The sequence below is a fragment of the Sapientia aquatica genome, assembly GCF_004358105.1.
Classification (GTDB): Bacteria; Pseudomonadota; Gammaproteobacteria; order Burkholderiales; family Burkholderiaceae_D; genus Solimicrobium; species Solimicrobium aquaticum.
The window spans coordinates 837,685-850,779 of record NZ_SMYL01000001.1 but is presented as its reverse complement, the minus strand read 5'-3'; the positions used below and the strand labels follow the sequence as shown (position 1 = coordinate 850,779).

At 48.2% G+C, this 13,095-nt stretch carries 11 protein-coding genes; 6 read left to right on the top strand and 5 right to left on the bottom strand.

Annotated elements, in window-relative coordinates; translation table 11 throughout:
* Positions 1 to 26: 26 nt before the first annotated feature.
* Positions 27 to 2,255 (bottom strand): bifunctional diguanylate cyclase/phosphodiesterase, encoded by a 2,229-nt coding sequence (locus E2I14_RS03830; protein ID WP_227544570.1) that lies wholly within the window; start codon positions 2,253 to 2,255, stop codon positions 27 to 29.
* A gap of 204 nt (positions 2,256 to 2,459) precedes the next feature.
* On the opposite strand from E2I14_RS03830, the gene aroC reads away from it, so the two are divergent.
* From aroC to E2I14_RS03815, 3 genes are read left to right on the top strand one after another with little or no spacing between them, the layout of a single operon-like run.
* Positions 2,460 to 3,569 carry a chorismate synthase gene (gene aroC / locus E2I14_RS03825; protein WP_133325547.1) on the top strand — a complete coding sequence of 370 codons (1,110 nt, stop codon included), beginning with the start codon at positions 2,460 to 2,462 and terminating at the stop codon, positions 3,567 to 3,569.
* A 5-nt stretch (positions 3,570 to 3,574) separates the two neighbouring features.
* Positions 3,575 to 4,546 (top strand): lipoyl synthase, encoded by a 972-nt coding sequence (gene lipA, locus E2I14_RS03820; protein ID WP_133325545.1) that lies wholly within the window; start codon positions 3,575 to 3,577, stop codon positions 4,544 to 4,546.
* Between the two features lie 2 nt (positions 4,547 to 4,548).
* Positions 4,549 to 5,469 carry a cation diffusion facilitator family transporter gene (locus E2I14_RS03815; RefSeq protein ID WP_133325543.1) on the top strand — a complete coding sequence of 307 codons (921 nt, stop codon included), beginning with the start codon at positions 4,549 to 4,551 and terminating at the stop codon, positions 5,467 to 5,469.
* An 18-nt stretch (positions 5,470 to 5,487) separates the two neighbouring features.
* Here E2I14_RS03815 and E2I14_RS03810 read toward each other — a convergent pair whose 3' ends face one another.
* From E2I14_RS03810 to ppsR, 4 genes are all read right to left on the bottom strand, one after another.
* Positions 5,488 to 6,018 (bottom strand): peroxiredoxin family protein, encoded by a 531-nt coding sequence (locus E2I14_RS03810; RefSeq protein ID WP_133325764.1) that lies wholly within the window; start codon positions 6,016 to 6,018, stop codon positions 5,488 to 5,490.
* Positions 6,019 to 6,155: 137 nt separating this feature from the next.
* A complete protein-coding gene (locus E2I14_RS03805; RefSeq protein WP_227544569.1) occupies positions 6,156 to 7,226 on the bottom strand; it encodes a transporter in 1,071 nt (356 codons plus the stop codon).
* Positions 7,227 to 7,310: 84 nt separating this feature from the next.
* A complete protein-coding gene (locus tag E2I14_RS19950) occupies positions 7,311 to 7,718 on the bottom strand; it encodes a DUF2946 family protein (protein WP_133325541.1) in 408 nt (135 codons plus the stop codon).
* 214 nt (positions 7,719 to 7,932) lie between these two features.
* Positions 7,933 to 8,784, bottom strand: coding sequence for a posphoenolpyruvate synthetase regulatory kinase/phosphorylase PpsR (ppsR, locus tag E2I14_RS03795; RefSeq protein ID WP_133325539.1), 852 nt, complete (start codon positions 8,782 to 8,784; stop codon positions 7,933 to 7,935).
* 295 nt (positions 8,785 to 9,079) lie between these two features.
* Here ppsR and ppsA point away from each other — a divergent pair, with 295 nt between their 5' ends.
* From ppsA to E2I14_RS03780, 3 genes are all read left to right on the top strand, one after another.
* Positions 9,080 to 11,503, top strand: a complete 2,424-nt coding sequence (gene ppsA, locus E2I14_RS03790) for a phosphoenolpyruvate synthase (protein ID WP_133325537.1) — start codon at positions 9,080 to 9,082, stop codon at positions 11,501 to 11,503.
* 138 nt (positions 11,504 to 11,641) lie between these two features.
* Positions 11,642 to 12,088 (top strand): NfeD family protein, encoded by a 447-nt coding sequence (locus E2I14_RS03785; RefSeq protein ID WP_319945917.1) that lies wholly within the window; start codon positions 11,642 to 11,644, stop codon positions 12,086 to 12,088.
* Positions 12,089 to 12,172: 84 nt separating this feature from the next.
* Positions 12,173 to 13,093 carry an SPFH domain-containing protein gene (locus E2I14_RS03780; RefSeq protein ID WP_133325535.1) on the top strand — a complete coding sequence of 307 codons (921 nt, stop codon included), beginning with the start codon at positions 12,173 to 12,175 and terminating at the stop codon, positions 13,091 to 13,093.
* The last annotated feature ends 2 nt before the right edge of the window (positions 13,094 to 13,095 follow it).

The window sequence follows — 13,095 nt, the reverse complement described above, 5'->3', positions numbered from 1 at the left end:
TTTTATTGGCGTAAGTTTTGTGCATGTTAAAGCCGTTGTCCCAACCACTCATGCAACATTAAGGTTTCCAGCGGTTTGGAGTAGTAGTAACCTTGGGCGTACGAACAACCAAATGACACTAGGGCTTCAGCCTGCTTCAATTCCTCCACGCCTTCGGCAATAACGCTCAAGCCTAAACTTTGGCACAGCTGAATAATCATCTTAGGAATGCTAGCGCTGCTATTGGCATCAACGATTTGATTGACAAAAGAGCGGTCAATTTTTAATTGGTCGATCGGCAGTTTCTGTAAATAGCTCAGTGACGAGAAGCCGGTTCCAAAATCATCGATAGAGATTTTTACGCCAATTTTCTTCAACTGATGCAATGTTTCCATCAGGAATATGGGATCTTCCATCGCCATGGATTCGGTAATTTCCAGATCTAGCAAATGCGGCGGAACGCCTGTATCGCTGATCGCGCGTCGCACCGAATTGAGAAACTCAGGGTGCAAAAACTGCGCTTGCGAGACATTGACCGACATTTTGAAATCGTCGTAACCTTTTTTGAGCAGTGTCTTCAGCTCGAAGCAGGCGTTACGCAGCACCCAATCGCCTAATTCGATAATCAAGCCAGAGTACTCGGCAATAGGAATGAATTGATCGGGCGGAATATATTTGCCCTCAGCCGTTTTCCAGCGCAACAAAGCTTCCGCGCCAATCGCTTTGGCTGACGAAATTTCGACTTGCGGTTGATACACCACGAACAAATGATTCTTTTGGAATGCGCTGTTCAGCGCACGCATCAAGCGTACGCGTTCGCGGATTTCAACTCCCATGTTGTTGGTGAAATACACGTAGCCGGTGCGTTGCTGTTTTTTAGCCTGCTTGAGAGCGATGTTTGTGTCTTTGAGCGCGTCCGATGTATCGCCCTGATAGTCATCAAGTTTCACCAGACCGATGGTGGCGGACAGTTGAACGTCTTGCTTCTCAATTAAGAAGGGCGCATAGAACAAAGATAGAATAATTTCAGGCCGAACAATATCGTTATGTCCAACAATCGAGAACGTATCGCTGCCAATACGAGCCAACTTACACGAGTGCTCAAAATGATGACGCAAGCGTTCAGCCACCGCGCACAACAATAAATCGCCGAATTGATGTCCCAATGCATTATTGGTTTCGGCGAAGTGATCAATATCAATTAAGGCGAGCGTCGTTTGCGGGCGATTTTGCTGGGCCAAAATTTGATCCAGCATGTGCAACAACTTCAGACGATTAGGCAGGTTCGTTAGAGGATCGGTAAAGGCATGAGTGCGCAAACGAATATTGAGCAAAACGTTGTCAAGACAAACCGACACATTGCTTGAAAACACATCTAAAAACCGACCGTCTTGCGGGGTAATTTGCTTATTAACACCGATATAAAGCGCGTAACGGGTCTGGGTTGTGTTGCTTAAATACAGGGCAGCGTGGTCCGATTCAATCAGGTTTTGCTGCTGGATTAAACACAGTTCTATCGTCTGCAAAATCAACGAATTGTCGGACGTCTTGGTTGGATTGTTGAGCAACTGCGAAAACTGACCATTGGCAGCGATGATATTGACTGCGCCGCCTAACTCATCTTGCTTGAACAGCAGCAAATTAATATTGGGCTCGTTGAAATATTCGATGATGCTGCGAATCGCGATAGCGGCGAATTCGTTTAGATTGGTTTGCGAAATCAACTCACGGCTCGAGCGCGTGGTGATATCGGAGGCACGGCGCAAAGTATTAATGGAGCAAATTTGATCGTACGAGCGAATCGCTGACGTTACGGTCGTGAAAAGCTTAGTGCGGGTTAGTTCAGACTTAGTTTTATAGTCATTAATGTCAAAATCGCGGATTGCATCAATTTCCGGGGCATAGCCCGGTTGGCCGGTACGCAAAATGATACGAACCTCGGCTAAGCCCAATTCATTGCGAATGGTATTGACCAAATGCAAGCCCGCATCTTCTTGCTCCATAACAACGTCGAGCAGGATGATGGCGATGTCAGTTTCGTTCTTTAAGATTTCTTTTGCTTGGACCGCCGAATAAGCGTGTAAAAAGCTCAACGAACGGCCTTGAATCGCCAAGCTGCTTAAAGCAAAAGTTGTTGCAGAATGAACATCGGGGTCGTCATCAATAATCATGATGCGCCACGTTAAATTTCCCTCTGGCTTCACTTGAGGGTCAGATTTTTCTAGTTCTTCTAAAAATATTAACTCATCGTGTGATGAGTGTTGATTTGTGCTCATCCAGTTTTGCCTCAAATGTGAACCATGATCAACAATCAGTATAGCTTAAAAGGGTAAATTTTCTACCCAAGAAATCTTTCATTTATGAAATATTCCTAGTTAGAACAGTCCAACACGGATTGATTGCTAACTTGTACTGCAACAACCATTGCTGTCCTGTTAAAATGGCGCTCTTTGCTCAATTTTTTCACTAAAAAGTACATTATGTCTGGCAATACTTTCGGCACTTTATTTACGGTCACCACTTTTGGCGAATCACATGGTCCTGCGATTGGCTGTGTTATCGATGGCTGTCCGCCCGGTTTAAGTCTTTCCGAAGCCGATATTCAACCTGAATTGGACCGCCGCAAGCCCGGCACCTCGCGCCACGTTACCCAACGGCAAGAGTCCGATACGGTGGAGATTTTATCGGGTGTATTCGAAGGAAAAACCACTGGCACACCGATTGCATTGCTCATCCGCAATGAGGACCAGCGTAGTAAGGACTACGGCAATATTGTGGAAACATTTAGACCTGGCCACGCCGATTACACGTATTGGCAAAAATACGGTGTTCGCGATTACCGCGGCGGTGGACGCTCGTCGGCGCGTTTAACGGCGCCTGCGGTTGGCGCTGGGGCTATCGCCAAAAAATGGCTCAAAGAGCAATATGGAACAGAAATCCGCGGCTACATGAGCCAGCTGGGCGAGCTAACAATTCCGTTCGAAGATTGGCAACATGTACACGCCAATCCATTTTTTGCCGCTACCGACAATCCTACCGTGCTGACCAATTTAGAAGCTTACATGGACGATTTGCGTAAGCAGGGCGATTCGATCGGTGCGCGAGTCAATGTAGTGGCGCAAAATGTTCCAGTGGGTTGGGGTGAGCCGATCTACGACAAATTGGACGCCGACATTGCCTATGCGATGATGGGCATTAACGCCGTAAAAGGTGTTGAAATTGGCGCCGGTTTCGCATCAATCGCGCAAAAAGGTTCAGAGCACGGCGATGAATTAACTCCTGAAGGCTTCGTTGGCAACAATTCCGGTGGCGTGTTAGGCGGGATTTCAAGCGGTCAAGATATTACTGTTTCGATGGCGATTAAACCGACTTCCTCGATTCGTACGCCACGTAATTCCATCGACCAGCAAGGACAATCGAGCGTTGTGCAAACCTTTGGTCGCCATGATCCGTGTGTTGGGATTCGTGCCACCCCGATTGCCGAAGCCATGTTGGCCCTAGTGCTAATCGATCACGCCTTGCGTCATCGCGCACAATGCGTTGATGTGCAGGTAGCAACGCCCAAAATCGCGGCGAAGAAAGAAGGGTAGTTAACATGACGACCGAAACAGAAAAAAAGCCAGCCAAAGCCATCGCTGGAGTGAAACTACGCGGCGCCGAAAAAATGGCCCGTATTCCTATCAAGATCGTTCCTACAGAGCCATCCCAATACCTGCGCAAACCAAGCTGGATTCGCGCTGAGTTCACTGGAACCGAAGAAGTGGCGCGAATCAAATCCATTCTGCGTGAAAACAATCTGCATACCGTTTGTGAAGAAGCGCGCTGCCCAAATCTGGGCGAATGTTTTAAACATGGCACCGCCACCTTCATGATCATGGGTGATATTTGCACTCGCCGTTGTCCGTTTTGCGATGTAGGCCACGGCCGCCCAAATCCGCTCGATGTGAATGAGCCAAGCAATTTGGCGAAAACCGTGAGCGCCATGGGACTGCGTTATGTGGTAATCACCTCAGTGGATCGTGACGATTTGCGCGATGGCGGGGCAGCTCATTTTGCCGAATGTATTCGCGCTATTCGTGCCGCAACACCGAGCACCAAGATTGAAGTGCTGACACCGGATTTTCGCGGGCGTATCGATGTCGCTTTAGACATTTTGAATGCGGAAGTGCCGGATGTGTTTAATCATAATTTGGAAACTATCCCGCGCTTATATAAGGAAGCGCGTCCAGGAGCCGATTATCAAAACTCGCTAGATTTATTGCAGCGCTTCGCCCTACAAAATCCAACCGTGCCGACGAAATCAGGTCTCATGCTGGGCTTGGGTGAGACGATTCCTGAGATTCAACAAGTTCTGCAAGATATGCGCGCGCATGGCATCACTATGCTGACCTTGGGACAATATCTTCAACCGAGCAAACACCACTTGCCCGTGCAGTGCTATGTCACGCCGGAAGAATTTGATGAGTTGCGACTGTATGCATTGGGCATTGGATTTACCCAAGTCGCGTCCGGTCCGATGGTGCGCTCCTCCTATCATGCTGACCTACAAGCGATTGGTGCATTTTAAAAATGGCTGAACCTCAACCAGCATTCCAAGAACCAGATACGCCTGATCGCAACGCTGCGGCGCACCGCAGCACGATGGTCAGCGTAGCGGTCAATATCGTTTTAAGCATTGTTCAAATTGCGATCGGGATATTTTCCAAGTCGCAAGGTTTGATCTCTGATGGTATTCATACTTTATCGGATTTATTCGCCGACTTTGTCGTTTTGCTGGCCAACAAAGAAAGCAAAAAAGAAGCCGACGAAGATCATCAATACGGCCATTTGCGCTATGAAAACGCTGCATCGTTGGTGCTTGGTGTTTTGCTGCTAATTGTTAGCGTGGGCATGTTGTGGACGGCGGTAGTTAAGATTCAAGCGCCTGAAACAATCCCCGAAGTGCATAGCATTGCATTGTGGGTGGCACTAATTGCTCTGGTCGCCAAAGAAGGATTGTTCCGCTACATGCTCGCCGTTGCAGAACGCATTCGTTCCAGTATGTTAATTGCTAATGCATGGCATGCGCGTTCGGATGCCGCGTCTTCATTGGTGGTCGCGCTGGGCATTATTGGCAATCTAATGGGCTATCCGCTGTTTGACCCGATCGCTGCGTTTGTAGTCGGCTGTATGGTTGGCCGCATGGGTTGGAAATTTGGCTGGGACGCGTTGCATGATCTGATGGACCGCGCCGTATCGCCTGAAGAATTTGAAGCCATTAAGTTGACCCTCAAAGAAACTCCAGGCGTCCTCGGCCTGCACGACATGCGCACGCGCAAAGTCGGCGACCTAATTATTGTGGACGTTCACCTGGAATTGGATGGCAGCTTAACCGTGGTCGAAGGGCATAAAATCGCGCAAGAGGCGACCGCGCGGGTGCTGCGCGAACATCCAGTTTTAGATGTGATGACCCACGTCGATCCAGTCATCAACGGCGAAGTGAAAGAATAACGTTTTCAGCGTCAAACCTTATTCTTTGCGCGCCAGCAAGGGATCCATCACACGCCGCAAGCGTTCTTTGGTCCAAACAGGATTTTCATCATTCCAGCCGTTATCGACCAAGCGACCAGCGCGGTCGATGACAAAGCTCACCGGCATACGCCAAATTCGTCCGTAATCGCCCGCATACTGATTCGGTAGCAAGCCCACCGGAAACGACAATTTACTGGCGATTGCCGTCACCTCGTCGATATTAATTGGGCTGTCTAAGCAAAAGCCCAGCACCTTCAAACCGTTTTTCGCATGCTGCTCGGCATAGCTGGATAACAGTGGTAACTCTTCGCGGCAAGGATCGCAATAGCTAGCCCAAAACGTCACAATTACGATTTGACCGATCAAATCGGTGGTGGCGATTGTTTTCCCATCAAGGGTATGCAAAACCAGCGCAGGGGCTGGTTTTCCAAGGGCTAACTCTTTGGCGTTGGCAGGCGTTGGGAGCAGGGCATTTAGCGCACTTAGGCCGGCCAAGCCCAAGGCGGAAAATATTAGTCTGCGGCGCATTGCATCAAAGTTGGATTCAGCGCTGGGGATCGCCAATTCACGATGCAGCGTAACGTTGCTATCCAAGTTTCTAGACATATCTGAATCCACTTTCAAAAAATCCCTCATTCCCATTACCTACAAACTATACCAAACGGTTAAAAATGATAGCTCACGCCAACCGAGGCTGTATAACGCGGAAACAATTGGTAGCCAGCTAGGTTACTGTAAATGGGAACCTGAACAAAAGCATAGACGCGGGTATTGGCCGTTGCGCTCATCGTGACCCCTGGACTTAAGTATGCCAATGTTCCAGCAGTGTTCATGGTATCGGCAAATGCGCCCGAATCGGCCTGCTTGTTGGTCAGGTTAATCTGTAATTGCGGAATGATTTGCGGATCGGCCATATAACGCAGCCCAACACTCACGTTTGCTTGGTTACCAGGCTTGTAATTGGCGTCGGTCTGATTGAGTTGTTGCTTAACCGAAAATTGATATTGTCCATCAACGAATGCGTCCAAATTTTGGCTAACTGCTTGGAAGTAATAAGCACCCAAAATCACATCCGTGCTGCCGTTACCGACATTTAAGCTGGTGTCTAAATAAGTGTTGCCAGAATTACCGGCGGGCCCGAAAACCGCTGGATGACGTCCAACCGAACCTTGACCGACCGCGCCAGTGGTATTGTCAGGACTCGGTCCCCCGTAGTTGCCAGTTGGCAGCTTGATACCGACTTGGACACCAAGATTCTTCGTTGGCAAAAATCCTTGGTAACTCGCGACTATTTTTGTGTCACCGATGCCGGAGGCAGTTGAGCTGCTGATTTGATCGGGTGTCAGGGGCAATGTGGCGGACGTGCCGTAGGTAGAATGACTGCGATCAACATAGGGAAGCGATAATTTGACATTCCAATCGGGGCCAGCGGAATAGCTCAACCCTAGCGTTACATAGCGATTGATCGTTTGATTTTCCACCTCTTGCCCATCAATAGTTTGCACTTGTGCTTGCGAAATTGTTCGCGTTCCGGTGCGTAATTGGTTTTGGTTGATGAAGGTGTCATCCAAACTAATACCCCATCCGCTCGTGCTGGCATAACCAAGAGCACCGTCGGACGACAGTGAGCAACCGCAAGTAGCGCAAGCGTACACGTTGGATGCGAAAAATAGTGGAGCGACTGCGCCAATCAAGGCGATGGATTTCGAAGTAATACGTAGATTAAAAGTTGTCATGATATTTTCTTAAATAAAACGAATAGGTGAGCGACGGTCAAAGCTGCTTAATAGCGGCTTGACCAAAAATCGCGATGAATTGGTTTAGATAAGAAAAGGGGGCGCCCGCGCTTGCGCGCTTGAGATTGGTTGAATTGCAGAAGCTAGTTGCGGTGCTTGGTAGCCGAGTTGCTGCAACAACACCAAGTGAAAACTTGGTATAGCAGTCGGTGTGGATAGCGTTACATCATTGAATACGTGCAAACACAGCGGACATTCTGCATGGTGTGTAGGCGCCGGAAGTTTTGAGTCGGCGTCATGAGATTTATCAGCAGTAGTGCTCCGTGCGCCATATACACTACAAATTTCATCCCACAGGCGCGGATTGGAATCGGCTTGGGCGAAAGCGAACGATGGCAATAAAGATTGCCCCAGCAAGCACAACATTACCCAGATGGCGAACCACCTAAATACGATTGCTTTTCTCGAAGAGTGAAATGTGCTTGGGAACATGGGGTAGGATTTTACCAAACTTGCGTGCTGGAAAGTTATTTTTAATCAAGAAATGCTATTTCAGACCTAAAGTAATCGTTCATATTCAGGCAATACCTGTGTGCGGCAATACGCTAAATCCACGGCAAGTTTAATGATAGGAAATTATCGCAAGTTGTCCAGCGCATCACCGCCGCGTTGATCGCATTAGTCTCTAGTCGTTGCCAGTTGGGCGCTACCAATTGATTTCTACGTCCGTTTTCATTTCTTGCAAAATCGTAGTGGAAATTTCCTCAATCGATTTAGCTGTGGACGACAGCCAACGAATATTCTCGCGTTTCATCATCGCTTCGGCTTCATTGACTTCATAGCGGCAGTTTTCCAACGCCGCATATTTACTTCCCGGACGGCGTTCATTTCTAATTTCGGACAAGCGCTCTGGCGCAATGGTTAAGCCAAAAATCTTGCCTTTAAACGCATACAGCGCACTTGGAAGTTTTCCACGTTCGAAATCCTCAGGAATTAGCGGGTAATTCGCCGCCTTAATCCCAAATTGCATCGCCAAGTACAAGCTGGTTGGTGTTTTTCCCGAGCGCGAAACGCCCACCAAAATAACATCGGCTGTCGATAAATTCTTATGCGACTGACCGTCATCGTGCGCCAACGAAAAGTTGATCGCTTCAATCCGATTGCGATATGCCTGGGTATCGGCCGTGTTATGGCTGCGTCCGACGGTGTGGGTTGATTTGACGCCTAATTCTTGCTCCAACGGTTCAACAAAGGTTTGAATTAAATCCATGTGCACGCCATGCGCTTGGCGGATAATTTTGGCGAAGTCAGCGCGGACTAGGGTAGAAAATACAATGGGACGCAAACCTTTTTCTGCGAACGCCTCATTAATTTTTTTGCATGCGTCGTGCGCTTTATCAATATTGTCGATAAAAGGCAGACGAATTTGTTTGAAACGCAAATCAAATTGGGTTAAAACGGAATGACCAAATGTTTCCGCAGTGATACCTGTCCCATCAGAGACAAAAAAAACGGTGTGGCCATCCAGTGGCAGTGGCTTGTGCGGCAAATCGGTCATGGTTTCTGAAATAAAAAAGTGATAATAGGCAAGGAATATATCACTTTAAGTGCAGTGCAGCATGTAAAATGGAGCCCAATTTTGACGCTGCTTTTGATCGGGTTTTAATTGTTAAAACGATTTGCCACAAAATGAAGCGCAGTAGCGAAGGTGAAATACAGAATTTAGCGTGACGCGCCCTTGGTGGCCCGAGTGCAGCGCGGCTGGAGATATAGATTAATGTTGGTGCGAACACAAGAAAAAGAATAAACATTGCACAACAGCTTGACGGTTTCTTATCATCAAAGAGGTTGTTATGACTAACAGTACTAACGTGAACGGCGGTATAGACGAAACGACATATGTTGCTTCATTTGAACACTTAAGGATGCAAGACGTTGAAATCGTCGGCGGTAAAAACGCATCCTTGGGCGAAATGATCAGCCAATTGGCTGGTGCGGGCGTGCGCGTTCCGGGTGGATTTGCCACCACGGCGCAAGCATTCCGCGATTTCTTGGCTTTCCCACAAGCGGATGGCTCGTCCTTGGCAGATCGTATCGCCAATCGCTTGGCCGATTTAGACATTAACGATGTGCGCTCCTTGGCTAAGGCGGGCGCAGAAATTCGTCAATGGATTATCGACACGCCGTTCCAACCGCGTTTATTGGCTGAAATCAATCAGTTCTACCAAAAATTGGTCGCTGAATCGGTCGGTGAAATGTCGTTTGCTGTCCGTTCTTCTGCAACGGCAGAAGATTTGCCCGACGCTTCCTTCGCAGGTCAGCAAGAAACGTTCTTAAACGTCGTTGGCATCGACAATATTCTCGAAGCAATGAAGCACGTATTCGCTTCGCTATACAACGACCGCGCCATTTCCTATCGCGTACACAAAGGCTTTACCCACGCTGAAGTGGCTTTGTCAGCCGGCGTGCAACGTATGGTGCGTTCCGATTTGGGTGCTGCTGGCGTGATGTTTACTATCGATACCGAATCCGGCTTTAAAGACGTGGTGTTCATCACATCGAGTTACGGGTTGGGCGAAACAGTGGTGCAGGGCGCGGTGAATCCGGACGAATTTTATGTCCATAAACCAATGTTAGCTTCCGGCAAATCCCCAGTTATCCGCCGCAACATCGGCTCCAAATTAATTAAGATGGAATTCACCGACGAAGCCAAAGCGGGTCGTTCGGTGCGTACCGTGGATGTGGCGATTGAGCAGCGTAATCGCTACTCATTAACGGATACCGAAGTCGTTGAATTAGCTAAATACGCGGTCATTATTGAAAATCATTATGGCCGCCCAATGGATATCGAGTGGGGTAAAGATGGCCGCGATGGTCGTCTGTACATTTTGCAAGCACGTCCAGAAACCGTGAAATCGCAGCAAAAAACGACCGACTCGCAACAGCGCTACAAGCTCAAAGGCAGCGGCACAGTGTTGGCTTCTGGTCGTGCGATTGGACAGAAAATCGGCGCAGGTCGGGTGCGTGTAATTCACGATCCGTCTGAAATGGAACTAGTACAACCGGGCGATATTTTGGTCGCTGACATGACTGATCCTAACTGGGAACCGGTCATGAAGCGCGCATCCGCTATTGTTACTAATCGCGGTGGTCGTACTTGCCACGCAGCGATTATTGCGCGTGAATTGGGCGTGCCTGCGGTAGTTGGTTGCGGCGATGCGACCGATGTGCTCAAAAACGATACGCTGGTTACTGTGTCTTGCGCTGAAGGCGACGAAGGTAAGATTTACGACGGTTTGTTAGAAACCGAAATCACCGAAGTAGCTAACACCGCTTTGCCAGAAATTCCGGTCAAGATCATGATGAACGTGGGCAATCCACAAATGGCGTTTGACTTCCAAAGCACGCCAAATGCAGGTGTCGGTTTGGCGCGTTTAGAGTTCATCATCAACAACAATATTGGTGTTCATCCCAAAGCGATTTTGGAATATCCCAACATCGATCCAGCGTTGAAAAAAGCGGTGGAATCCGTTGCGCGCGGTCACGCATCACCGAAAGCGTTTTACGTTGATAAATTAGCTGAAGGTATTGCTACCATTGCCGCGGCATTCTGGCCAAAACCAGTGATTGTGCGTTTGTCCGACTTTAAATCCAATGAGTACAAAAAACTCATCGGCGGTTCACGTTACGAGCCGGATGAAGAAAATCCGATGTTGGGCTTCCGCGGCGCGGCACGCTATTTGGCAGCGGATTTTGCTGAATCGTTTGAGATGGAATGTACCGCGATGAAGCGCGTGCGCAACGACATGGGTTTAACCAACGTTGAAATCATGGTGCCATTTGTCCGTACCTTAGGCCAAGCTGAAAAAGTCGTGAACTTGTTAGGCAAAAACGGTTTAGTGCGCGGTGAAAATGGTCTGCGTTTAATCATGATGTGCGAAGTCCCATCAAACGCGATTTTGGCGGAACAGTTCCTAGCGCATTTCGACGGATTCTCGATTGGCTCCAACGATTTAACGCAATTAACTTTGGGTTTAGATCGTGATTCCGGTATGCCGTTATTGGCTGCTGATTTTGATGAGCGTGATCCTGCTGTATTAGCTTTATTGTCGCAAGCCATTGCCGCCTGCCGCAAGCAAGGTAAATATGTCGGCATCTGCGGTCAAGGTCCATCGGATCATCCAGATTTCGCGCAATGGTTGATGAAAGAAGGCATTGCTTCGATTTCGTTAAATCCAGACACAGTAATTGATACATGGCAGTGGTTAGCGAAATAAGTGCAGGACCGCTAACGAATGTTATAAAAATCACTTGTGTTTGTCTTTCGTTGGCGTAGACTCTGTCTGCGTCCACGGACTAAACAACAAAGCCCCAACTGGCCGTGCCAATTGGGGCTTTTTTTGTATGAAAGGAAAATGATGAGTGAATGGATGAGTTGGTTTGGTGTAGCGGGCATTGTGGTGGTGTTGGAGCTGTTTTCTGGCACGTTTTATTTGCTGATGATAGGAATTGGTTTGGCCTCGGGCGGCTTGGCGGCGTTGTTGGGTTTAAGTAGCGAGCTGCAATTCATTATCGCTGGCGTTATCGGCGTAGTTGCCACGGTAATTTTGCGCCGCAGTCGTTTTGGATTGCGCAGCAAAGTCGATGCGACTCGTGACCCAAATGTGAATTTAGACATTGGACAAACTTTGCAAATAGTCAGATGGAACAATGTTTCCGATGGCGTTTATTCAGCGCGTTCTATGCATCGCGGCGCGATGTGGGACATACAATTTAAGTCGCCACAACAACCGCATTCGGGCATGTTTATAATCGTGGAGATTCAAGGCAGCCAATTGATTGTCGAACCGGTGGTAAGTTAGTGGTGAATACAGCGCAGAGCGATTCGGGAACTATGTGAATGCTCTGCACCTAAACTCGATTCTTTATTTTTGATAGGAATGGTTATGGAATTTAATTTTGGTGGTGTGGCTTTTATTTTGTTTGTGATCGCCATTGTGTTTGTCGTTAAAACGATTAACGTCGTGCCGCAGCAGCATGCTTGGGTGGTTGAACGGCTCGGTAAATATCATGCAACGTTGGGCCCTGGTTTAAATATTGTTATCCCGTTTTTTGATCGTATTGCGTATAAACATATTCTCAAAGAAATTCCGCTCGATGTGCCGCCGCAAGTGTGTATTACGCGTGACAATACCCAGCTCTCTGTTGATGGAATTTTGTATTTCCAAGTCACGGACGCCATGCGCGCATCGTACGGCTCGTCCAATTATGTGGCCGCTATCACGCAACTAGCGCAGACCACGTTGCGTTCGGTGATCGGTAAGATGGAATTAGATAAAACCTTTGAAGAGCGCGACCACATCAACACCAGCATCGTGAACGCGATTGACGAATCGGCTGCAAATTGGGGCGTTAAAGTATTGCGTTATGAGATTAAAGATTTAACGCCACCGAAAGAAATTCTGCACGCAATGCAAGCGCAGATTACGGCTGAACGTGAAAAACGCGCTTTGATCGCAGCTTCCGAAGGTCGTAAGCAAGAACAAATCAATATTGCCACTGGTGAACGTGAAGCGTCGATTGCGAAATCCGAAGGTGAAAAACAAGCGTCAATTAACCGCGCAGAGGGACAAGCGGCGGCAATTTTGTCGATTGCAGAAGCCAGCGCTGAGGCGATTCGTAAAACGGCTGCTGCGATTCAATCTCCGGGTGGATCAGACGCGGTGAATTTGAAAGTCGCTGAGCAATACGTCGCCGCTTTTGGAAATTTGGCTAAGACTAATAATTCCATCATTATTCCGGCCAATATGGGCGACATTGGTGGCTTGATTGCGACTGCAATGAATGTGGTTAAGAACCAAAAATAAGG

Coding starts and splice junctions, on each gene's coding strand:
- E2I14_RS03830 (WP_227544570.1), bottom strand. CDS start 2,255: ATGAGCACAAATCAACACTCATCACACGATGAGTTAATATTTTTAGAA.
- E2I14_RS19950 (WP_133325541.1), bottom strand. CDS start 7,718: ATGTTCCCAAGCACATTTCACTCTTCGAGAAAAGCAATCGTATTTAGG.
- E2I14_RS03815 (WP_133325543.1), top strand. CDS start 4,549: ATGGCTGAACCTCAACCAGCATTCCAAGAACCAGATACGCCTGATCGC.
- E2I14_RS03810 (WP_133325764.1), bottom strand. CDS start 6,018: ATGCGCCGCAGACTAATATTTTCCGCCTTGGGCTTGGCCGGCCTAAGT.
- lipA (WP_133325545.1), top strand. CDS start 3,575: ATGACGACCGAAACAGAAAAAAAGCCAGCCAAAGCCATCGCTGGAGTG.
- E2I14_RS03780 (WP_133325535.1), top strand. CDS start 12,173: ATGGAATTTAATTTTGGTGGTGTGGCTTTTATTTTGTTTGTGATCGCC.
- E2I14_RS03805 (WP_227544569.1), bottom strand. CDS start 7,226: ATGACAACTTTTAATCTACGTATTACTTCGAAATCCATCGCCTTGATT.
- ppsR (WP_133325539.1), bottom strand. CDS start 8,784: ATGACCGATTTGCCGCACAAGCCACTGCCACTGGATGGCCACACCGTT.
- aroC (WP_133325547.1), top strand. CDS start 2,460: ATGTCTGGCAATACTTTCGGCACTTTATTTACGGTCACCACTTTTGGC.
- E2I14_RS03785 (WP_319945917.1), top strand. CDS start 11,642: ATGATGAGTGAATGGATGAGTTGGTTTGGTGTAGCGGGCATTGTGGTG.
- ppsA (WP_133325537.1), top strand. CDS start 9,080: ATGACTAACAGTACTAACGTGAACGGCGGTATAGACGAAACGACATAT.